This window comes from Paenibacillus nanensis (assembly GCF_003583765.1).
Lineage (GTDB): Bacteria > Bacillota > Bacilli > Paenibacillales > Paenibacillaceae > Pristimantibacillus > Pristimantibacillus nanensis.
The window spans coordinates 567,781-589,520 of record NZ_QXQA01000001.1; the positions used below are offsets into that span (position 1 = coordinate 567,781).

Consider the following 21,740-nt stretch of genomic DNA (forward strand, 5'->3'; position numbering starts at 1 on the left):
AATTCCTTATTTATAATTATTATAAAATAATCGCGATTTGTCAAGGATCTGTATCTCAATAACGAAAAAAGCCACCCACAGCCGGCTCAGACTGTGAATGGCTTATATAAATTAGTTAGAAGCAGCGGATATTTTCGCTTCCGCTTCCGCCAGCATAAAGATCGTAAGAACAAACATCGCATGGGACCAAGTAAGAGGTACAACCCAAGCGGTCTCACCGGTTACTTTGTCGATCTGTTCAGGGAGCAAGCCGGTTTCCGTGCGATGCTCAATCGCCCAATCGAGCAGCTTGCGCGCCGCATCAAGGTCGCCTGTCGCAATACGGTAATGCGCCAGCCACAGCGTTGTCAGAATCCACGGATTGCCGCCGATATAAATATCGTCCTCGTACCGTTTGATGCCGCCTACGCCCGGAACGGTCAGCGCCGCTTCAATGGCGTCAGCCGTTCTTCGCATTTGATCGCTTTCCGCCGCGACAGCTCCGAATGGTACGGAAACGCCGATCAAGCTGATGTCGATAATCGGATCATGCTTCAGGACATGCTTAACGTACCCTTTATCAAGCTCCTCGATATGACCTTCGAGACCGGCTGCCTTTGCTTCCGCGTACTTATCAGCACCGACCTTTAGGTTAAGACCGCGGTAGAAGCTGCCGCGATCTTCATTCCAGCAGTCATCCTTAATCGCTTTCGCAATGCGGGCTGCCGTATTGCGGCAGGCAGCCGCGAGGGTTGCTTCGCCAAGCAGCTCCGCGAAGCTAGCCGCTGCTGTCAAGCCGCCGTACACAGCCGCAGAGGAATACGTATGCGAGGCCTCGCGCTCTTCCCACAGGTCGATGCTTGGCTTCGGCAAGCCTGTCGATTCATCCATGAAGCTAAGCAGGAAGGCTGCGCCGCGTTCGACCGCAGGCCATACCAGCTTGGCAAAGGCTTGATCCTGCTTCTCGATATAATGCTGCCACATTCCCCAAAGAATCGAGGCGCCCTCGTCTATTTGAAGGCCCCATGACGGCGCCAATCCGCCATCGTGGTAATGGCGCTGCTGCCATGAGCCGTCCGGCGATTGCGCAGTGAGCGTCCATGCGTAGAAGCGGTCGGAAAGCTCGGACAGACCCGCTTTATCAAGCGCCGTTGTAATAAATGCCGCATCGCGTCCCCAACAATAGGAATATCCGCCGCAGCGCGAGAACTGCTCGTCGAATTCCGGAGCGGCGATTATGCTGCCGGTTTTCTCGTCCGACATGAGCTTGAACATAAGGATGGAGCGCTCATACACTTCCTTAATGTCCGGACGGTCAATCGGACATGGCGCGGCGTTATTCACGAAGTTATGCCAATACTCGTTCGTCAATGCCGCCAGCTGCTCGCTCGGTTTGCTCCGAGCGCCGGCCAGTTCTTCAAGCGCCTGCTCTTCGTTCCGGCCAGCCGCGACGTAGACAGGGATCGTTACGCTTGCGCCCGGAGCTAGCTCGCGAACGGACCAAGACAAAGCGCCGTCAGGACGCATATCGATGCGGTTGCCGTTCAGCTCTCCGTTTTGGACTTGCTCCCACGAAAGACCAGCCTGGTATTTTGCGCATACGTTTGCACTTGAAACCGCAAAAAAATAACCGCTGCGGAAATGAATTAACGCGTCCGCTTCAGGATTAAACATGGTCGTATTGTAGAGACCGTTTTCACTAATAAGGAACGACGAATGAAGCAGGAAATGAAAGCTTGCCGCTTGTTCCCCTGTATTCGTAAACGTATATTGGCGGACCAGCAGATTGCTCTCCGGCACCGCAAAGTGCAAGCTGTCAACCGCAATCGCTTCGCCAGCGGCATTGGCGGTTACGCGCAGAACATTGCTGCGGTCCAAGTAGGAGCATTCATGCTTCCAGCCGTCCTGGTCGGCGTCGAACCAAGTGATGCGTCCATCCTCCAGCTGAAGTCCTGTCCGCATCGCGTCCACATGCTGAGGCGTATCAATATTCGGCCACCAAAGACGGTACATCCGCCCTGTGCGCCCCATGGAAGCGAGCAGGGTGGAGTTGCCGATAATAGCGTCTACTAAGTAAGGTTTATTCGGATTCATTAAAACAATCAGCTCCTTTTATTTAATGCTTGAATCGAAGAGTCCCGGACAATCAGCCTATGCGGAATAACCATACGCGTCTGATAAATCTCGTCTTCTTGAATACGCCGGATCAACAATTGAGAGGCGGTATACCCCAGCTGGTACGTGCCGATGTCAACCGAGCTGATCGGAGGCGTGGCAAGCTCGGACAGCGCGATGTTGTTAAAGCTTACAAGACTGATGTCGTTCGGAACGGAGTAGCCCAGCTCGTTCAAGCCGCGGAGAACGCCGAATCCGACAACGTCATCGATGACGACTAGTCCGCTCGGACGCTCCGGCAGACCCATCATAAACGACATTGCCCGATAACCGCTTTGCTGCAGAAATTCGCCTTCGACGATCCATTCCGAACGAATCGGCAGTCCGGCTTCTTTCATCGCCCTGCGGTAGCCTTCCATCCGGTCATGCGAGACGGTTAAATTCGGAGGACCGCTGACGAAGCCGATTCGTTCATGGCCCTGAATGATCAAGTGCTGTGTCGCGTCATATGCGGCTTGTTCGTTGTTGTTATCGACGGACAAAATGTTGTGATGTCCTTCGGAACGGCCGATTAGAACCGTCGGGAAGTTGTGCTGATTCAACAGATCGATGAGCGGGTCATTCGTTCGCGCGGAGAGCAGGATGACGCCGTCGACTCGTCTGCCAAGAACAAGGCGGGAGATCGTTTCGCTTTCGTCTTGGGGCGAGGTGGCGGCCGCCAGCAGCATGTCGTAGCCCGCGCGGGTCGATTGCGTAAGAATGCCCCGGAGGAGCTCCCCGAAGAAGAAGTCCTGGAACAGCTCTTCGGCAGGACGCGGCAGCATAATGGCTAGTGTCCGCGTCGTTTTGGACACCAAGCTCTTCGCCATCATGTTGGGATGGTAGCCCATCTCGTCCATTATTTTTTTAACTTTTAAAGTAGTCGCTTTGCTTATTCTCGGATGATTCGATACGACTCGCGACACCGTAGAGGGCGATACCCCTGCGGCTTTTGCTATATCTTTTATTGTAACCATGCTGTGCTAGGCCCCCAATGAGCAGACGTGCCTTTAAATTTTTGTAAATCCGTTCATAATATGTTCATCCTAATGCAACTGTTGCTCACATGTAAATATATATCTTGGTCATGCAATGCACAAATGACGAAAAACTAAGCAGAAACGAGATAAAAGGAGGTAAACGGAGGTAAGGAAGTAATTATCCCGAAAAACGAACTGTGCAAACGTTTTAACAAAATCACCGCCGTGTTGTATAGTGAAGACACGAATATAACGCTTTCATAACTATTTTTCATCGAAAAAGCGATTTCAGAAAAGGCGATATCGAAAGAAATCGCGTTTTTTCGAGGAAAATGTACAAACGTTTGCGCATTTTGGTGGCTGTCACCATAGAGAGAAACGGTTAGAAAGCGGCTTTATTCGGAGCATATCCATATTTTTCGGAAGGGGATCTTGAACAATGAAGAAAATGCTTGTTTTGACGATGATTGCAGCATTGTTCGTCATCGCCGCTTGCGGTGGCAACAACAGCGGCAACACAAACAGCGCGAACAACGCAGCAAACAACACGGCAACAAACGCACCGGCTAATAACGCTGGATCCGAAGCGGAAGGCGAGGACATTACGCCGGAAGAGGGCGCATCGCTTCTCGTATGGGAATCCAAAGAAGAGCGTCCATTCATTGAAGCAATCGCAAAGGAATTTACTGAAAAATACGGTATAGAAGTAAAATTCGAAGAGCTTGGCGCAGCTGACCAAGTGAACAAATTGATCTCCGACGGCCCTGCAGGCCTTGGCGCCGACGTTGTGGTATTCCCGCACGACAACCTTGGTAAAGCGGTATCCGCGGGTCTTATTCTTCCGAACGACTTCTACGAAGAGCAATCCAAAAGCGAAAACTCCGAACTTGCAGTGAACGCGGTAACATATGAAGGCGTTATGTACGGCTACCCGCGTTCCGTTGAAACTTACGCATTGTTCTATAATAAAGCGCTGAGCCCTGAAGCGCCTAAAACATTCGAAGAAATCGTCGAATTCGCTAAAACATTCAACGATCCGAACGCTAACAAATTCGCTCTGATGTGGGAAGTGGGTAACTTCTACTTCAACTATCCGTTCATCTCCACAGGCGGTTATGTATACGGCGACAACGGCACGAACAAAGACGACATCGGTCTGAACACGGAAGGCGCGGTTGAAGGTCTGAAATTCTACGGTTCCTTGAAGGAAATTCTTCCAATGAACTCCGGCGACGTAACGTATGACATCAAAAAAGGCCTGTTCACTGGCGGCACGCTGGCATTCGACATCAACGGCCCTTGGACAATCGCTGACTACAAAGCGGCTGGCATCGACTTCGGCGTAGCTCCGCTGCCAACGATCAACGGTCAACCGGCATCTTCTTTCTCTGGCATTAAAGCGTTCTATGTAAACAGCTACTCGAAATACCCTAACGCAGCTCGTCTGTTCGCGCGTTTCGCTTCCACGAAGGAAGCTCAGCTGAAAGACTTCGAAATTACAGGCGCTATCCCTGCAAACACGGAAGCAACAGCTGATCCGAGCGTTCAAAACAACGAAATCGTAAAAGGCTTCGTCGAGCAGTTCAACCAATCCACTCCAATGCCATCCATTCCTGAAATGGGCAACGTATGGAGCCCAATCGCGGCGGCGTTCTCCGATGTATGGAACTCCGGCAAAGACGCGAAGGAAGCGCTGGACAACGCGGTACAACAAATTAAAGACGCCAACAATGGCGCGACAGCAGCTCAATAATAAAAATGAAGCATGGGGACCACCCGCCGGCCTGACCGGCGGGTGAACCGATGTTTACATGAAAGGAAGGGAGCCCGGCGGTATGAATCGTCATCGCGGCATTGCAGGTATTTTGTCATTCCTCTTTATGGGGCTTGGCCAATTGTATAACCGCCAGTTCATAAAAGGCTTAATCTTTATCGTTGTCGAAGCGGCAGCGCTCTTTTACTTCATACCTAATTTGGGTAAGGCTTTCTGGGGCGTTATTACCCTGGGCGAAAAAACGCAAGGCTTTCAAAAGGTCGGCAAGGTTATGGTGCGGGTGGAAGGCGATCATTCCATCTATTTGCTCATTAGCGGATTAATTACGTTATTAGTATTTGCTGTATTCCTGATTTTCTACATTATGAACATTCGCGATGCGTACGTTACGGGCAAATTGCGGGATAATGGGGGACAGCCGGCGGCATTCAAACAATCTTGGGCTCATTTGACGGATAAAAACTTCCCGTATTTGATGCTTTCGCTGCCTGCGCTCGGCGTACTGTTCTTTACGATCATGCCGATTATCTTCATGATTATGCTGGCTTTCACGAACTACGCGTCGCCTAATCATATTCCGCCGAAATCACTGGTGGACTGGGTAGGCTTTGAAACATTTACGAACCTGTTAACGCTCAAAACATGGAGCGCCACGTTTTTTGGCGTTTTGTCTTGGACGGTTATTTGGGCGGTCATCGCTACCGTTACGACTTATTTCGGCGGTATGCTCGTGGCGCTGCTTGTTGAATCGAAGGGCGTTCGCTTCAAAAAAATGTGGCGCACCATCTTCATTCTGCCATACGCGATTCCGCAGCTGATTTCCCTTCTCGTCATGCGGAACCTGTTCAACGGTCAATTCGGACCGATCAACCAGTACTTAAGCTACTTCGGGCTGGGCAAGCTGCCTTGGCTGACGGACCCGCTCTGGGCGAAAGTAACCGTTATTATCGTGAACATGTGGGTCGGCATTCCGGTATCGATGGTGCTGATTATGGGTATTTTGACCGCCATTCCGAAGGATCTGTACGAAGCTGCCGATGTGGACGGAGCGACCGGCTTCCAGAAATTTAAAATTATTACGCTACCGTTCATCTTGTTCTCGACAGCCCCGATTCTTATTACGCAATTTGCGGGCAACATTAACAACTTTAACGTCATCTTCCTGCTGACGAACGGGGATCCGGTCAACGGCGATTATCAGTATGCGGGCAGCACCGACTTGCTCGTCACGTGGCTGTATAAGCTGACGCTGAACAACAGCCAGTTCAATATGTCGGCAGCGATCGGTATTATTATTTTCATCATCATCGCATCAATATCGATCTTCAGCTACCGCCGCACGAAATCCTTTAAAGAGGAGGATATGATCCAATGAAAATGGGCGTTAAATCGGCGAACGCGCTTCGTTTGACTGTCAGCTACATTATTCTTATCGCAATCGCGGTTTGCTGTCTCTATCCAGCGATTTGGGTTCTGGTCTCCTCGCTGCGGCCGGGTACGTCGTTGTTCAGTCCTACGTTTTTTCCTGAAAAGTTTACGTTTGTTCATTATAAAGAGCTGTTCACGAACAACCGGTTTCAATACGGCACTTGGTACCTGAACACGCTCAAGATCGCGACGCTTTCGATGATCTTCTCGACGATCTTGACGACGCTTAGCATGTACGCCTTGTCGAGATTCCGGTTCCGCGGAAGAAAATCAACGCTCACGGTCATGCTGGTACTGGGCATGTTCCCAGGCTTCATGAGTATGATCGCGGTCTTTATCGTGCTTCTGCAGCTTAACTTGCTGGATACGCACGCGGCTCTCATTCTCGTTTATTCTGCCGGCTCCGTCCTTGGCGGGTTTATTGTAAAAGGATTTTACGATACGATCCCTCGCAGCTTGGACGAAGCGGCGCGCATGGACGGCGCGACTCACTTGCAAGTGTTCGTGAAAATTATGCTTCCATTGTCTAAGCCGATGCTGACTTACGTCGCATTGACGACGTTCACCGGCGCTTGGGTCGACTTTATTTTCGCGAGACTGGTATTGCGCAGTAAAGAGAACTGGACGCTTGCGGTCGGGATGTGGGATTTGGTCAATACGTCGCAGAACAGCAACTTCACCTTGTTCGCCGCCGGCGCGGTTCTGATCGCCATTCCGATCACGCTGCTGTTCGTATTCCTGCAGCGTTTCCTGGTGCAAGGCTTGACATCCGGCGCTTCGAAAGGATGATCGGATGTTCCGGCAGAAGAGAAAAATTTCTATCTTATGGCTTCAGCTGGCGCTGATCGCCTCATTGCTTGCCGCTTGCACTTCTTCGGGCGGCGGAAATGCCGAGAAGCCTGGCGATAACGCGGCGGAAAACTTGGCGCAGAACGGAGGAGCGGCAGCGGATGACGCTGCCGTTCCTGCATCCTTCGAGGTCGATGAGCAGCCGTCCAGGGTGTTCTACGAAATATTCGTCCGTTCCTTCTACGACACGAACGGCGATGGCATCGGCGATTTGAACGGCGTGACGGAAAAGCTGGATTACCTCAAGGAGCTAGGAGTCGGCGGGATTTGGCTGATGCCGATCAACGCCTCGCCAAGCTATCACGGCTATGACGTGACGGACTACTACGCGGTTAATCCGGAATACGGGACGCTTGAAGATTTGAAGCGGCTGCTGGACGAGGCGCATAAGCGAGATATTCAAGTCATTATGGACCTCGTTGTGAACCATACCAGCAATGAGCATCCTTGGTTTAAGGATGCGCTCGCGGATCCGAACAGTCCTTACCGGAATTGGTATCATATCGCTTCGGCGGAAGATAAGCTGCAGACGGATGGCGCGGTGGACGGCAATCCATGGCACAGCTATGGCCATTTGCGTTATCTCGGCGTCTTCTGGAGCGGGATGCCTGATTTGAATTTCGATGAGCCTGCGGTTCGTGCTGAAATGATCAAGATCGGACAATTTTGGCTGGAGCAAGGTCTCGACGGCTTCCGCTTAGACGCGGCAAAGCACATTTTCGGCGATTTCAAGTCCACGATCAGTACGCCTGACGTGCAGGCGGCGAATAAAGCGTGGTGGCAGGATTTCCGCAAAGGCATGGATGAGGTGAATCCGGACGCGTATTTGATCGGCGAGGTATGGGATTCGCTGGCGATTATCGCGCCGTATTTCGACCAGGCGCTCAATTCCGCGTTTCATTTCGATCTGGCAGGCAAATTGATCGACGCGGCAAAGAGCGAGACGGATCCGGACCTGGCGTTTTCGCTTGGCAGAGCTTACGGCGTTTATGAGAAATCGTCCGGAGGCAGCTTCGTGGACGCTCCTTTCCTAAGCAACCATGACCAGAACCGCGTCATGAGCGAGCTCGGCGGCAATGCCGACCATGCGAAGATGGCCGCTGCTCTGCTGTTTACGCTGCCGGGCACGCCGTACTTGTATTACGGTGAGGAGATCGGCATGCAAGGCATGAAGCCGGATGAATATATTCGGGAGCCAATGCTATGGTACAGCGATTCCGCCGGCGGAGAAGGGCAGACCGAATGGATGGCTTCGCGTTATAACAAGGATGCAGGTGCCGTTTCGGTCGATGCGCAGTCGGGACAGGCAGGCTCGCTTCTCGAGCATTACCGGACGCTGATCGGCTGGCGCAACGAGGAGCCGGCTCTGCGTGACGGCGGCATCGGCGAGTTCAAGCTTGAGCCGAAGAACAGCAAGCTGAGCGCTTATGTGCGTGTAACGAAATCCGAGCGCGTGCTTGTCGTGCATAATTTGTCCGGCGAAGCCCAGACGACGGAGCTTGCCGCATCCGAGTTGTACGGCGCGTTCCAGACGCTTGCGCACAGCACCTCGGAGGAAGCGGCGCTTGACGGCACAACGCTGACGCTGCCGCCATATTCGACAGTGATTTTGAAATAAGCTTTGGTCTACGGTCCCGGATTGCTCCGGGGCCGTTTTTGTTTGGATGGACCTATTCCAGCGTTCTCGTATTTTTCATAAAGACGAACGCGGCCATACTGATGAGCAGCATGACGGCGCCGCTGTACGTAATGATAAGCGCAGGTCCGAACGTGTCGGACAAGGCGGAGAAGACGGCCAGACCGATAGGGGGAGCGACGCTTGTGAGCGTGCCGAGCAAGCCGAATACCCGGCCCTGCAGGTCGGTCTCCACATTCATGCGGAGCGCGATGGAAATAATCGTCGTGCTGAAGGAAAACAGGAAGCCGACCGCAAAGATGACGGGCAGCGCCCATGGCGCCGTATCGAACTGCGCAATCGCAATAAAGCAGGGGCCGAGCAAAAGGATGCTGCCGAGTATCCAAAGGCCTCTTTTCTGAAGACGATGATTCCACTTCATAATAAGGAAGGAGCCGACGACATAGCCGAGAGGGATACAAGCCTCTAGCAGTCCGAAGACGAAGGGGCTTGCTCTCCAAACTTGAACCGCCATCACTTGGATCAGCATAAAGGTGGATAAAAAGAAGAACATAACAAGCGGAAGCAAAAGCACTATGCTTCGAATAAAGGTGTTCTGCCATACCGCCCGAAAGCCTTCTAGGAAGTCCGCGCGGAAGGTTGGTTTCGCTTCCTGCGATTGCTGGCGCGACGATTGATACGGGAATTGGCCGGCAAGCAGAAGCAGGATAGCGGATAAAAGGAAGGTGGATGCGTCAATCGCAACGGCAAACGCGCCGCCGAAGAGGGCGACCGCCGCTCCGCCTACCGCAAATCCGCCGATGCGGATCATATTGTCGGCGATGGTGATGGCCGCGACAGCGGGAGCTACGCTGTCCTTTCCGACAATCTCGACAAGCGACGCTTGGAAGGCGGGAGAACGCAGCGCGCTTACGATTGCGACGAGAGCGGTTAGCAGAAGGATAACATAGAACGGCGTGGCTTCGATGGTCATGCACAGCGCGATCAGACCAACCAAACCAAAGCGAATCCAATCGCTGGTCAGCATTAGCTTGCGGCGGTCGACACGGTCAGCCAGCGTTCCGGCTATCGGTCCAAGCACCATGCTGGCGACCAGATGCGTAATCAGCACCAGCGACATCAGCTTGGCGCTGCCTGTCGTTTGCAGCACCCACAAATTCAGCGCAATGCTGTGGAACGTGCTGCCAAGCAGATTGAAGCTGTAGCTGGAGAACACCAACACAAAGGCGCGGTTCCGCCAAATGGATACCTGCTCACGCGCCTGGGCTTGTCGTTCCGGAGAGGGTTGATCTATTTCAAGCATAAAGGTTGACCTCCTGTTAGATGGGTATTGGATGGAGCGATGGAGCTAGTTAAGAAAGAGCAAGTTAACATAAGTGCAAGAGAGGGTGAGTGCAACGAGAACATGTGAGCGTGAAACATGAGAGCCAATCAGAGTACACGAGTGCGTGAGTGCATAGAGCTTTAGTGCATAGAGCTTGAGTGCAACGAGAGCATGTGAGCTTGAGAACATGAGAGCCATCAGAGCACATGAGTGCGTGTGTCCATAGAGCTTGAGTGCAACGAGAGCATGAGTGCAATGAGAGCATGTGCGCTTGAGAACATGAGAGCCTATCAGAGCACATGAGCGCGTGTGTACATAGAGATTGAGTGCAACGAGAGCATGAGTGCAACGAGAGCATGTGAGCTTGAGAACATGAGAGCCTATCAGAGCACATGAGTGCGTGTGTCCATAGAGCTTGAGTGCAAAGAGCGCATGTGAGTGTGAAACATGAGAGCCAATCAGAGTACACGAGTGCGTGAGTGCATAGAGCTTGAGTGCAACGAGAGCACGAGTGCATGAGAGCACGAGTGCAATGAGAGCATGAGTGCAATGAGAGCATGTGAGCGTGAAACATGAGAGCCAATCAGAGCACACGAGAGTGCATAGAGCTTGAGTGCAACGAGAGCACGAGTGCAATGAGAGCATGTGAGCTTGAGAACATGAGAGCCTATCAGAGCACATGAGTGCGTGTGTCCATAGAGCTTGAGTGCAAAGAGCGTATGTGAGTGTGAAACATGAGAGCCTATCAGAGTACACGAGTGCGTGAGTGCATAGAGCTTGAGTGCAACGAGAGCACGAGTGCATGAGAGCACGAGTGCAATGAGAGCATGTGAGCGTGAAACATGAGAGCCTATCAGAGCACACGAGTGCGTGAGTGCATAGAGCTTGAGTGCAACGAGAGCACGAGTGCAATGAGAGCATGTGAGCTTGAGAACATGAGAGCCTATCAGAGCACATGAGTGCGTGTGTCCATAGAGCTTGAGTGCAACGAGAGCACGAGCGCAATGAGAGTTCGAGAACATTAACTGCATGAGTGCATGGGTACAACGAGACAATCCCACACCAAGCTCCGTGGAAAACACTCATCAGTGCCGATACTTAAACGTTTAAGTTGATAAAAATTTGCAAGGTCGGCCTTCTACTTTGCCTTTAACAAAGTTCACCTTATCCCCTGCAACTTTACCTTCTCGCGACCTGACGGAAATCCTGCAAAAATACAGGATTTGAGCTCACAAAACCATTGTTTACGGAAAATTCCTGCATTTGTGCAGGAATTTTTGCTAAAAATCCGACAAGTAAGCTGAAAGATCCGCAATTCATGCATATTTGCAGGAATTTTATGAATACAGCCCCATAGCGCGATAAATTCCTGCATAATCGCAGCATTTTTCACACAGGAGTATTGGTTACTTTGCGGTCCGACCGAAATCCTGCAAAAATACAGGATTTGAGCTCACTAATCCATTGGTTACGGAAAATTCCTGCATTTGTGCAGGAATTTTTTCCAAAAATCCGACAAGTAAGCTGAAACGTCCACAATTCATGCATTTTTGCAGGAATTTTATGAGTACAGCCTCATTGCGCGATAAAATCCTGCACAATCGCAGCATTTTTCACACAGGAGCATTGGTTACTTTGCGGTCCGACCGAAATCCTGCAAAAATACAGGATTTGAGCTCACTAATCCATTGGTTACGGAAAATTCCTGCATTTGTGCAGGAATTATTGCCAAAAATCCGCCAAGTAAGCTGAAACGTCCGCAATTCATGCATATTTGCAGGAATTTTATGAATACAGCCCCATTGTGCGATAAAATACTGCATAATTGCAGCATTTTTCACGCAGGAGCATCGACTAATGCATACATCAAGGGCACGGGCATAGCGAGTTTAGTAAGCGGATGCCTGAAGATCGGACATGCTCACTGTTTTCCAAGCGGATGTCTGAAGATCGGACATGCTCACTGTTTTCCAAGCGGATGCCTGAAGATCGGACATGCTTACAGTTTAGCAAGCGGATGCGTGAAGATCGGATATGGTTGCTGTTTACCACAGCTGTCGCCTGAAGATCGGATATGTTTCCTGTTTAGCTGTTCAAACTGCAGTTTCCGCTACAGCGGCTTGATGCGCATGTATTTCTCAGCCGGCGGGTCCGTCTGTTCGTTCAGCAAAGCTTGCATCAGCGCGATGGAGGATTGAGCTTTCCCATCGCCAAACGATACGTATGCCGAGCCCGGCAGGGCATGGAGCAGCTCTGGGCAACCTGCGGTGCATAGCGTGGTGAACCTCGGCGATTCCATCCAGCGTGCGGCGAGAACGGCAATGCCTTCATTCAGGATGATGCCGCTTCCTTGCTGAGACATTAGGAAATCAGGGAGCTGCCTCTCGTCCTCCAACACCAGCACTTGAGAGGAAGAGAGGGAGAGCTGGCTGCAAAGGGCTTCCCCGGCTCCTTGAGACAAGCGGTCCATAATAAGAAAGCTTCGATGATCCGGTTGTTTCGTTAAGGCGGAATCGACGGCTCGCTCATAGTCGTAGACGATTTTATAGAACAAGGGGTCGTCGATATAGCTGTTCACAACGATAAGAGGGACTCCGGCCGAGAAATGAACGGATATGTCATGAAAGGTTTGTTCCTTGGCTCCGAGCACGAATACCGCATCCAGCTTGCGTTCTGATATAACGGCCATATTCGGGTTATCCGCATCCAAGCTCGCAAGCACAACGTGATATCCAAGCCGGGTTAGCCCGCGCTCCAGGGCGTCGACATCTCGTGAAATTGCGAGCTGTTCCCACCAGCGCTCATCGCGGGACCGATTCACAAGGATGCCTACAAGGCCGGTGCGATTTTTAATTAAAGAACGGGCGGCGAGGTTCGGGACGTACTGGAGCTCCTTCGCGGTTTCGAGCACCCGCTGCTTTGTCTCCGCCGGGATCGTCTGGTTAGGCGCGCAGTTCAGTACATAGCTGACGGTAGCGACCGATACTTGAGCCGCCTTCGCTATATCCTTCATTGTCGCTTTTTTATGGCTGGAACTCATCCTGCAGCAATCCCCCAATCAACTTAATCGTTTAAGTGAATTATCGCATAAAGCAGCCTTGTCTGTCTACGGGCAGGCGAAGGCTGCTTCATGTTAATGCTGGTGTATATTAAACTTGCTTCAAAACAAGATAGCTGAAGCCACTCATGTTCAGCTCCAGATCACCTTGCGCATCTGTGCGAAGCTCTTTGTCCGCTTGATACGCGTCTGCATTCGTCAGCAGAACCGACCAGCTGCTAGGACCTGCTTCGACAGAGGCAACCGGCTTCACGACAACAGGATCGACCGGATCTGCTGTCGGTTCCGCAACTGCTGCTTCAGTCGCCTTATCCGCAAAACCGCGGAACGGGATGTCGACCGCTTGCGCCTGTCCGCCATTACCGGCCGGAGTTACACGGAAGGTGAGGTCGGCTGCTTCTTCACGCGCGTTAATGGCGATGAGCAGACGCTCGCCCTCCGACGCCCGTTCATACACGATCAGGCCGTTCTCTTCGCCGGTATACGTGAAGGAAATAGCCGAGCCGCGAAGCGCGTCATGCTTATGACGCAGCGCGATGGTCTCCTGATAGAAGCGGAGCAGATCCTGGTTCTGATCCTCCGGCTCCCAAACCATGCATTTGCGGCAGTCCGGATCGCCTCCGCCATTGATGCCGACTTCGTCGCCGTAATAGATGCACGGCGTTCCCGGATATGTGAGCTGGAACAAAGCGGCCAGCTTCATTTTATCGATATTGTCTTCGCAAATCGTAAGCAGGCGCGGCGTGTCATGGCTGTCCAGCAGGTTGAATGCCGCTTCGGTCACTTGCTGCGGATAAGCGGCAAGCTGCGCGCCGATCGCTTGAGCGAAGGAGGAAGCGTCAATGGTGCCGTAAGCGAAGAAGTCGAGCACCGCGTTCGTGAACGGATAGTTCATGACCGCATCGAACTGGTCGCCTTGCAGCCACATCATGGAATCATGCCAAATCTCGCCCAAAATATAAGCGTCCGGATTCACCGACTTCACGACCTGCCGGAACTCGCGCCAAAATTGATGGTCAACCTCGTTCGCAACGTCGAGGCGCCAGCCGTCGATGCCGATTTCTTCGATCCAGTAGCGCGCAACTTCGAATAGATACGCCTTAACCTCTGGATGCTCCGTATTCAGCTTCGGCATCAGCGGTTCAAAGGCGAAGGTCTCGTAGGTTGGCACGCCGTCTACAACCTGCAGAGGCCACTCCCGCACATGGAACCAGTCGGCGTATTTGGAAGCTTGGCCTTTCTCCCTTGCGTCAAGGAAAGGAGCGAAGGTGCGGCCGGAGTGGTTGAATACGGCGTCAAGCAGCACGCGGATGCCGCGCTCGTGGCACAAGTCTACAAGCTCTTTCAGTTTCTCATTCGTGCCGAATTGCGGATCGACCTTTAAGTAGTCCTGCGTATCATATTTATGGTTAGTTGTCGCTTCGAACAGCGGCGTGAAATAAATCGCGTTAATGCCAAGGCCGGACAGATGGTCCAAGTGATCGATAACGCCCTGCAGGTCGCCGCCAAAAAAGTTTTGAGGGGTCGGTTTGCCGCCCCAAGGCTCAACGTTCTCCGGATCCAGCGAAGGGTCGCCGTTGGCGAACCGTTCAGGGAAGATTTGATAGAACACGGCATCCTTCACCCATGCCGGCGGCTCGAACACGTCGACAGGATTGATGAACGGGAAGTCGAAGAACGTATTCGGGTTGTCCGGAAGCTCGGTCACAAAGCCTTTTTCGGTTAAAATAACCGTCTCGCCTTCGCCGAAAAACCGGAACGCGTAACGCAGGCGGCGGAAGGGAGGCTTAACGGATGTCTCCCAATAATCATATTTATCGTCTGAGCTCAGGATGCGCATCTCGACAGAGATGACGGTCTGCGCCCAAGCGTACTTGTCGCCGACTACAGCTTCTACGCGCTGCACATCATTTCGCTTCGTCCGCACTCTGAGGTGCAGCGTTTGCCCGTCGTAGGCGTAAGCCCAGTTTTGCTTCGGGCGATGGTAGATCGCTTCTAATAACATGTTTCATTCTCCTCTCGATTGGTCTTGCCAACAACAAAAAAAGGCACAACCTCCGCTAACTTAGCCGAGGTTGTACCTTCACCCGAAATGACCTCCCCGCCTGTAATAGAGCGGAAGAGGACATTTGTATGCGGTAGCAGTGCCTTCATATTTTGAACACGTAACTGCTTCTATTATACATCAATCAAGAAAGCCGCGCCAGCGGTTTCGCATAGGAATTAGGCTTTAACCGCCTCATGCGCCTGCGCCTCCAGGTAACGCTCGCAGTCAAGCGCCGCCATACAGCCGCTTCCCGCAGCCGTAATCGCTTGACGGTAAATTTTGTCCTGCACGTCGCCGCAGGCGAAAACGCCGGGAATGTTCGTCTCGGATGTGCCGGGCTTCACGAGGATATAACCTTGCTCATCCGTCGTAATCTGACCGCCAAGGAAGCCGGTATTCGGCGTATGACCGATCGCGACGAATACGCCGTCCGCCTCCAGCAGCTCTTCCTCGCCGGTTTCGTTGTTGCGGACGCGCAGGCCCTTGAGACCGATATCGCCGGGAACGACTTCTAGCGGCGTACGGTTCAAGCTCCACGTAATTTTTTCGTTTTCGCGGGCGCGGTCCTGCATAATTTTGGAGGCCCGGAGCTCCTCGCGGCGGTGCACAAGGCGCACCTCCGAAGCGAAGCGGGTAAGGAAGCTCGCTTCCTCCATCGCGGAATCGCCGCCGCCGACTACAATAATTTTTTTGCCGCGGAAGAAGAAGCCGTCGCATGTCGCGCAAGTGCTGACGCCGCGCCCAACGTTATCTTGCTCGCCCGGAATGCCAAGGTATTTGGCAGAGGCGCCGGTTGAGATGATCACGGACTCCGCTTGAAGCTGTCCGATTCCTTCAACCTCCAGCGTAAATGGGCGTTTGCTGAAGTCAACGCTCCTGACGGAGCCTGTTTTGAACGTCGCGCCGAACCGCTGCGCCTGCTTGCGCATATTGGACATGAGCTCGCTGCCGAGGATGCCTTCCGGGAAGCCCGGGAAATTTTCCACTTCCGTTGTCGTCGTCAATTGCCCGCCAGGCTGCCAGCCCTCGATGACGAGCGGCTCCATGTTGGCGCGGGCCAAATAAATCGCAGCCGTCAGTCCGGCAGGTCCGGTTCCGATAATGATGGTTTTGTGCATGGGTAAGCCCTCCGATTCAAGTGGATGCAAATGATGAAAAGTTCTTATGCTTAAAGCTATTACAAACTGTAACGATTGTCAATACAGTTCACCTAACCTTCATGTTTGCTTGCCGGTCATATGGACATCCGCTCATGGCTCTAGGCAGGAAAAAATGGTATGATAGATGGACTAAACGTTTGCCATGATTAGAGAGGGGTATGCCTGCATGGCCAATAAAATTAGAAAAGCGATTATACCGGCAGGCGGAATGGGGACTCGGTTCCTTCCCGCAACCAAGGCGCAGCCCAAAGAGATGCTGCCGCTCATTGATAAACCGGCTATTCAGTATATTGTAGAGGAAGCCGTTCAATCCGGCATTGAAAGCATTATTATCGTAAGCGGAAGACATAAACGGGCGATCGAGGACCACTTCGACAAGTCTTACGAGCTGGAGGCGGAGCTTGAAGCCCGCAATAACGAAACGATGCTGTCCGTTGTCAGAAGTATTTCACAGCTGGCGGACATCTATTATGTCCGGCAAAAGGAGCCGCTTGGACTCGGGCACGCGGTGCTCTGCGCCCGACGCTTCATCGCGGATGAGCCGTTCGCCGTTCTGCTTGGCGACGATATATTGACTTCCCAGCCGCCTTGCTTGCGCCAAATGATCGATATCTACGAACAGACGGATTCGTCGGTCGTCGCGGTAATGGAGGTGCCTTGGGATCAGACGCATAAATACGGCATCGTTGACATCGATCCCGGACAGCGTGTTGCCCCTGTCCGCGACATTGTGGAGAAGCCGGCTCCAGGCACGGCGCCGTCCAACTATGCGGTTGTCGGCCGCTATGTGCTGCATCCGTCCATCTTCGGCCTGCTGGAGGTCGCGAAGCCGGGCAAGGGCGGAGAGATTCAGCTGACCGACAGCTTGCAGGAGCTGAACCGCGCATCCTCGCTCTCGGCGTTCCGGTTCGACGGCCGCAGACATGATGTCGGCGACAAGCTCGGCTTCGTGCAGGCGACGATCGATTTTGCGCTGGAGCGCGAAGACTTGGCGGACGATGTGCGGAACTATTTAATGGCAAGACTAGGGCTTCAGGCAAAAGGATAAACATGACCGATAAACGTCAAAAAAAGCATCTACGTCCTATTTACTAGGCCTAGGTGCTTTTTCTCTTTGGAAAGCAATAAGAATTGGAAATAAGAGGCGTTCTATGAAGATGGAGATTATTTACTATTTATTATAGAATAGTGAGAAGAGACACATCTGCTAGGATGATAGAGAGAATCGGCTGGGAGTTGAACGCGGGGTGTATTGCCATCAGTGCGTAAGAAGCTATGCGGATGACGCCAAATATTGCAGTCAATGCGGAAGAAGACTGCATTCTCATAAAGTATTGCAGCAGGGAGATTGGACGGAGGCAGACGCCGAGGGCGCCGCTGCCATGGAGCTGCTGCCCACGAATCATTATTTTGCCCAAGCTGGCAGCAGCCCCAAAACCGAGACTCCGCGAACGGGGTGGCTGCTGCCGGCCGCTTTAGTCGGGGCAAGCGTTGCGACCGCTTTGTCGGTTTATTGGTATTACGGCCACGAGAAGCAAATCAACGAGGACGTGCTGCAGCTTCAGGCTGAAGCGAGGACGGCTGCGCTTGGCGGCGACTTCGAGCAAGCGCTGGAGCTTCTGTCGGACGCATCGGAGGCTCGGCCAGAATACGCTGCCCTCTCCGCAGACATGAATATTATTCAGCATGCCATGCAAGTGAGACGGCTGACGGAGCAGGTTGAAGTGAGCTTGTCCACGGGTATGATTCTCGATGCGGAGAAGGGCATCAATGAGCTGAAATCGGAATTTAACGGTCACAAAGAGCCGATTTACGATAAGCTGAAGCTCAGAATGGATGAATTGAATATGAATCTGACGCTTCAGAAGCTGACATCGGAGCTGGAGACGCTGACGACCGTAAAGGAGCACGGCGAGATGCTCAATGTGGTGAACGGACTGATCGGCGAGGAAGCCGAAGCGCTGAGAGAGCAGATCAAATCGGCCATTGTCAGCATGACCGAAGCGGATGTCGACGCGCTGCTCGCCAAAAAAAATTATTCGGGCGCCGAGCAGAAGGTGAACGAAGGGCTTGCGTGGCTGAAGGATGATGCTTCGCTCATTAAGCTCAGGGAGCGGATTCAGAGCGAGCGTTCGCAATATGAGCAGCAGGAGCAGCAGCGGATCGAGCAAGCGATGCAGCGTGCCGCGGAGGAGGATTTGATCAACCAGACCGCCGCCGTAGAAGTCGTCAGCACCGATCAGACGCTGGACGAATTCGGCGATTTAACCGTTGTCGGGGTGCTCCGCAATGCGGCTACGAGGCCGATCTATTCCGTTACGGTGGATTTCACCGTGCAAAGCCAGGACGGAGAGGTATTGGGCAAAGGCACGGCTAACGCGACGCCGAATTACATCGAGCCGGGAGAACAGATGACCTTTACCGCGACCATCTACGGCATTTACGACGAGGAGTGCGAAATTGTCGTAGACAACGCGACTTGGTATTTGGACTAAGCGTTGTACGGTGAGCGAGCTTGCAAGGCTTTGGAGGAGCTTATGAGAAAAAAAGTATGGATAGGCGCGATTGGCTTCCTTCTCATTCTGGGATCGGGAGCGGTTGCGGCGCTGGCGATCCGCTCGGAAATGCCGAAGCAATTAGACGGCCGCCCGCTGCTAGCTGTCGGCGAAGTGAAGAAGTCGCTTAAGGATATTATTTTTGAAACGCAAAAGCTTGTAGTCATGATCGAAACGGATACGGGCGAGCAGGGATCGGGATTTCTATATAATACGGAGGGCGATCTGCTGACGAATGCTCACGTTGTGGCGGGGGTTCGCCATGTAAAGGTGAAGACCTCGGACGCCCGGGTGCTTGACGGCGAGGTCATCGGCATCGGCACGGACACGGACGTTGCGGTCGTTCGGGTGAAGGAGCTAGCGGGGACCGATCCGCTTCCGCTCGTCCGGTATGAAAAAGGCGAAGTCGGCGATGACGTATTGGCCGTTGGCAGCCCGCTGGGTCTGCAGAATACGGTAACGACGGGCATCATTAGCGGCGTGAATCGCAGCTTCCAGATCAATCCGTATACGTACAAAGATTTGTACCAGATATCGGCGCCGATCGCTCCGGGAAACAGCGGGGGGCCTTTGGTGGATTTGGCGACAGGAGCCGTGCTGGGTATCAATTCCGCAGGCCTTGAGGAAGGAACCATCGGATTCAGCATCCCCATCGCGAATGTGCTCGCGATGGCGGAAGGCTGGTCGAGGCAGCCGATGCCGATGCTTCCCAACCTGTCGATTACGGAAGAGAATAACAAGGCGGAGGATGACACCTCTCTCGAGCAATTGGCCGGCTATTTAGTTACGCATTTCTATGACAGCATCAACAGCCGCGATTATGTATACGCATATTCGCTCCTAGGCGGGAGCTGGAAGGAAGGCACAAGCTACGTTAATTTTCGCAAAGGCTACTTAACGACCCGGAATGTCGTCATTGACGACATGCATGTAACAAGCAGCGGGGAGGAAGCGTCCGTCACAGCCGTCATCTCGGTCGATGAACGGAAGAATGGGGAAAACGTGCTCAGCAAATACCAGGTGACGTACAAGGTCGGTTACGAGAACGATCAGCTAAAGCTGTTATCGGGCAAAGGGAAGGTTATTCGAAAATGAAGAAGCCGCCGCGCAGTTGCATTCATGCAGTTGCGCGGCGGTTTCTTTTTGCTATAGCGGGCGCGCGAAAAGACTGGTCGCTGCAAAGGCGAAAAGCGCCATTGCAGCGCCCGGCGCATGCGAAGCAGCTCTTGCAATGGCGAAAAGCGCCATTGCAGCGGCCGGCGCATGCGAAGCAGCTCTTGCAATGGCGGAAAGCGCCATTGCAGCGCCCGGCGCATGCGAAGCAGCGCTTGCAATGGCGAAAAGCGCCATTGCAGCGGCCGGTGCATGCGAAGCAGCTCTTGCAATGGCGAAAAGCGCCATTGCAGCGCCGGCGCATGCGAAGCAGCTCTTGCAATGGCGAAAAGCGCCATTGCAGCGCCGGCGCATGCGAAGCAGCCCCTGCAATGGCGAAAAGCGCCATTGCAGCGAGCGGCGCATGCGAAGCAGCCCCTGCAATGGCGAAAAGCGCCATTGCAGCGGCCGGCGCATGCGAAGCAGCTCTTGCAAAGGCGAAAAGCGCCATTGCAGCGACCGGCGCATGCGAAGCAGCTCTTGCAATGGCGAAAAGCGCCATTGCAGCGCCCGGCGCATGCGAAGCAGCCCTTGCAAAGGCGAAAAGCGCCATTGCAGCGCCCGGCGCATGCGAAGCAGCGCTTGCAATGGCGAAAAGCGCCATTGCAGCGGCCGGCGCATGCGAAGCAGCTCTTGCAATGGCGAAAAGCCGCCATTGCAGCAAGCGGCGCATGCGAAGCAGCCCTTGCAAAGGCGAAAAGCGCCATTGCAGCGGCCGGCGCATGCGAAGCAGCCCTTGCAAAGGCGAAAAGCGCCATTGCAGCGCCCGGCGCATGCGAAGCAGCGCTTGCAATGGCGAAAAGCGCCATTGCAGCGGCGGGCGCATGCGAAGCAGCTCTTGCAATGGCGGAAAGCGCCATTGCAGCGGCGGGCGCATGCGAACCAGCTCTTGCAATGGCGAAAAGCGCCATTGCAGCGCCCGGCGCATGCGAAGCAGCCCTTGCAAAGGCGAAAAGCGCCATTGCGGAGCCGCTCACAAAGCTCGCCGCTCGCGGCCAGCTATATCAGGCTGCGCTCCCTATCTTCATTGCCCGGCCGATCCGCTTATTGGCCGGCGCGGGAACTGTCCCGACTCGGGAGCACTCATTCTTGGTCCATGCTGATGCGGCCCATGCGGCTGTGGTCCATGCTGATGCGGCCCATGCGGCTGTTGTCCATGCGGATGCGGCCCCCATCCGATGGGGTGATGGCCTCCGCCTTGCATGAACGCGCCTATTCCAGGCGCGAATGGCCCCGCCCCCAGCAGAAGCTGGCCAATTCCGGGCAGCAGCGCGCCCGGCCCGGCCTGGTATGCTCCATACCCTAAACCTTGCGGCCCCCAACCATAGGGATAGGGGGCTCCCCCGTACAGCAGCGGCGCTAGTCCAGCCGAGTAAGCGCCTGGCCCATAGGGGTACAGCCCCGCCCCGAACGGAAAACCGGCCGGCGGTCTTGCTCCGACATCGGGCGCTTGTGCTATAGGCGGGTGGGGGCTTGGCACATAGGCTAGTTGTGGTGTTCCCGTCCCGGACAGAACAGCCTTTGCCGGCGCAGCCTTACGCGAATGGCCGCAGCCGCAGCGGTTTTTGACCGAGCGGTATTTGACAGACGGCTGCGCTGACGGCTTGTCATACGATCCTTGTGCAACTTGCGTCATCCGAGCAT

The 21,740-nt window shown here is 53.6% G+C and carries 15 protein-coding genes; 7 read left to right on the forward strand and 8 right to left on the reverse strand.

Annotated features, from left to right (window positions below):
• Positions 1-111 precede the first annotated feature (111 nt).
• Positions 112-2,073, reverse strand: a complete 1,962-nt coding sequence (locus D3P08_RS02390; protein WP_119597803.1) for a glycoside hydrolase family 15 protein — start codon at positions 2,071-2,073, stop codon at positions 112-114.
• Between the two features lie 8 nt (positions 2,074-2,081).
• Complete coding sequence (locus tag D3P08_RS02395) at positions 2,082-3,110, reverse strand: LacI family DNA-binding transcriptional regulator (protein WP_119597804.1); 1,029 nt, start codon at positions 3,108-3,110, stop codon at positions 2,082-2,084.
• A gap of 442 nt (positions 3,111-3,552) precedes the next feature.
• Between D3P08_RS02395 and D3P08_RS02400 the strand changes: the two genes are divergently transcribed.
• The 4 genes from D3P08_RS02400 (at position 3,553) to D3P08_RS02415 (ending at position 8,782) form a co-directional block, all read left to right on the forward strand.
• Positions 3,553-4,866 carry a sugar ABC transporter substrate-binding protein gene (locus tag D3P08_RS02400; protein WP_119597805.1) on the forward strand — a complete coding sequence of 438 codons (1,314 nt, stop codon included), beginning with the start codon at positions 3,553-3,555 and terminating at the stop codon, positions 4,864-4,866.
• 82 nt (positions 4,867-4,948) lie between these two features.
• Positions 4,949-6,262 carry a carbohydrate ABC transporter permease gene (locus D3P08_RS02405; RefSeq protein WP_119597806.1) on the forward strand — a complete coding sequence of 438 codons (1,314 nt, stop codon included), beginning with the start codon at positions 4,949-4,951 and terminating at the stop codon, positions 6,260-6,262.
• A gap of 2 nt (positions 6,263-6,264) precedes the next feature.
• Positions 6,265-7,104, forward strand: a complete 840-nt coding sequence (locus D3P08_RS02410; protein WP_119598013.1) for a sugar ABC transporter permease — start codon at positions 6,265-6,267, stop codon at positions 7,102-7,104.
• A gap of 4 nt (positions 7,105-7,108) precedes the next feature.
• The gene (locus tag D3P08_RS02415; protein ID WP_119597807.1) at positions 7,109-8,782 is read left to right on the forward strand and encodes an alpha-amylase family glycosyl hydrolase; all 1,674 of its coding nucleotides are present in this window, start codon (positions 7,109-7,111) and stop codon (positions 8,780-8,782) included.
• Positions 8,783-8,834: 52 nt separating this feature from the next.
• Here the strand turns inward: D3P08_RS02415 and D3P08_RS02420 are convergent, their stop codons facing one another.
• The 4 genes from D3P08_RS02420 to trxB form a co-directional block, all read right to left on the reverse strand.
• Entirely contained in the window at positions 8,835-10,103 is a 1,269-nt protein-coding gene (locus tag D3P08_RS02420; RefSeq protein ID WP_119597808.1) for an MFS transporter, read from the reverse strand.
• A gap of 2,131 nt (positions 10,104-12,234) precedes the next feature.
• Positions 12,235-13,164 (reverse strand): LacI family DNA-binding transcriptional regulator, encoded by a 930-nt coding sequence (locus D3P08_RS02425; RefSeq protein WP_119597809.1) that lies wholly within the window; start codon positions 13,162-13,164, stop codon positions 12,235-12,237.
• 109 nt (positions 13,165-13,273) lie between these two features.
• The gene (locus D3P08_RS02430; protein ID WP_119597810.1) at positions 13,274-15,187 is read right to left on the reverse strand and encodes a glycoside hydrolase family 13 protein; all 1,914 of its coding nucleotides are present in this window, start codon (positions 15,185-15,187) and stop codon (positions 13,274-13,276) included.
• Between the two features lie 218 nt (positions 15,188-15,405).
• The gene (trxB, locus tag D3P08_RS02435) at positions 15,406-16,347 is read right to left on the reverse strand and encodes a thioredoxin-disulfide reductase (protein WP_119597811.1); all 942 of its coding nucleotides are present in this window, start codon (positions 16,345-16,347) and stop codon (positions 15,406-15,408) included.
• Positions 16,348-16,555: 208 nt separating this feature from the next.
• Here trxB and galU point away from each other — a divergent pair, with 208 nt between their 5' ends.
• The 3 genes from galU to D3P08_RS02450 all read left to right on the forward strand — a co-directional run bounded on the left by galU (position 16,556) and on the right by D3P08_RS02450 (position 20,039).
• The gene (gene galU, locus D3P08_RS02440) at positions 16,556-17,437 is read left to right on the forward strand and encodes a UTP--glucose-1-phosphate uridylyltransferase GalU (protein ID WP_119597812.1); all 882 of its coding nucleotides are present in this window, start codon (positions 16,556-16,558) and stop codon (positions 17,435-17,437) included.
• A gap of 199 nt (positions 17,438-17,636) precedes the next feature.
• A complete protein-coding gene (locus D3P08_RS02445; protein ID WP_119597813.1) occupies positions 17,637-18,884 on the forward strand; it encodes an FxLYD domain-containing protein in 1,248 nt (415 codons plus the stop codon).
• A 42-nt stretch (positions 18,885-18,926) separates the two neighbouring features.
• Complete coding sequence (locus D3P08_RS02450; RefSeq protein WP_119597814.1) at positions 18,927-20,039, forward strand: S1C family serine protease; 1,113 nt, start codon at positions 18,927-18,929, stop codon at positions 20,037-20,039.
• Positions 20,040-20,090: 51 nt separating this feature from the next.
• Here the strand turns inward: D3P08_RS02450 and D3P08_RS02455 are convergent, their stop codons facing one another.
• Positions 20,091-20,735, reverse strand: a complete 645-nt coding sequence (locus D3P08_RS02455) for a hypothetical protein (protein WP_119597815.1) — start codon at positions 20,733-20,735, stop codon at positions 20,091-20,093.
• A 385-nt stretch (positions 20,736-21,120) separates the two neighbouring features.
• Entirely contained in the window at positions 21,121-21,732 is a 612-nt protein-coding gene (locus tag D3P08_RS27060) for a hypothetical protein (RefSeq protein ID WP_147381766.1), read from the reverse strand.
• Between the last annotated feature and the right edge of the window lie 8 nt (positions 21,733-21,740).

What these genes read in the sequence shown, in the direction of transcription:
- D3P08_RS02395 (WP_119597804.1), bottom strand. Translation starts at nt 3,110, where the DNA reads ATGGTTACAATAAAAGATATAGCAAAAGCCGCAGGGGTATCGCCCTCT.
- D3P08_RS02425 (WP_119597809.1), bottom strand. Translation starts at nt 13,164, where the DNA reads ATGAGTTCCAGCCATAAAAAAGCGACAATGAAGGATATAGCGAAGGCG.
- trxB (WP_119597811.1), bottom strand. Translation starts at nt 16,347, where the DNA reads ATGCACAAAACCATCATTATCGGAACCGGACCTGCCGGACTGACGGCT.
- galU (WP_119597812.1), top strand. Translation starts at nt 16,556, where the DNA reads ATGGCCAATAAAATTAGAAAAGCGATTATACCGGCAGGCGGAATGGGG.
- D3P08_RS27060 (WP_147381766.1), bottom strand. Translation starts at nt 21,732, where the DNA reads ATGACGCAAGTTGCACAAGGATCGTATGACAAGCCGTCAGCGCAGCCG.
- D3P08_RS02450 (WP_119597814.1), top strand. Translation starts at nt 18,927, where the DNA reads ATGAGAAAAAAAGTATGGATAGGCGCGATTGGCTTCCTTCTCATTCTG.
- D3P08_RS02400 (WP_119597805.1), top strand. Translation starts at nt 3,553, where the DNA reads ATGAAGAAAATGCTTGTTTTGACGATGATTGCAGCATTGTTCGTCATC.
- D3P08_RS02390 (WP_119597803.1), bottom strand. Translation starts at nt 2,073, where the DNA reads ATGAATCCGAATAAACCTTACTTAGTAGACGCTATTATCGGCAACTCC.
- D3P08_RS02430 (WP_119597810.1), bottom strand. Translation starts at nt 15,187, where the DNA reads ATGTTATTAGAAGCGATCTACCATCGCCCGAAGCAAAACTGGGCTTAC.
- D3P08_RS02420 (WP_119597808.1), bottom strand. Translation starts at nt 10,103, where the DNA reads ATGCTTGAAATAGATCAACCCTCTCCGGAACGACAAGCCCAGGCGCGT.
- D3P08_RS02410 (WP_119598013.1), top strand. Translation starts at nt 6,265, where the DNA reads ATGGGCGTTAAATCGGCGAACGCGCTTCGTTTGACTGTCAGCTACATT.
- D3P08_RS02405 (WP_119597806.1), top strand. Translation starts at nt 4,949, where the DNA reads ATGAATCGTCATCGCGGCATTGCAGGTATTTTGTCATTCCTCTTTATG.
- D3P08_RS02415 (WP_119597807.1), top strand. Translation starts at nt 7,109, where the DNA reads ATGTTCCGGCAGAAGAGAAAAATTTCTATCTTATGGCTTCAGCTGGCG.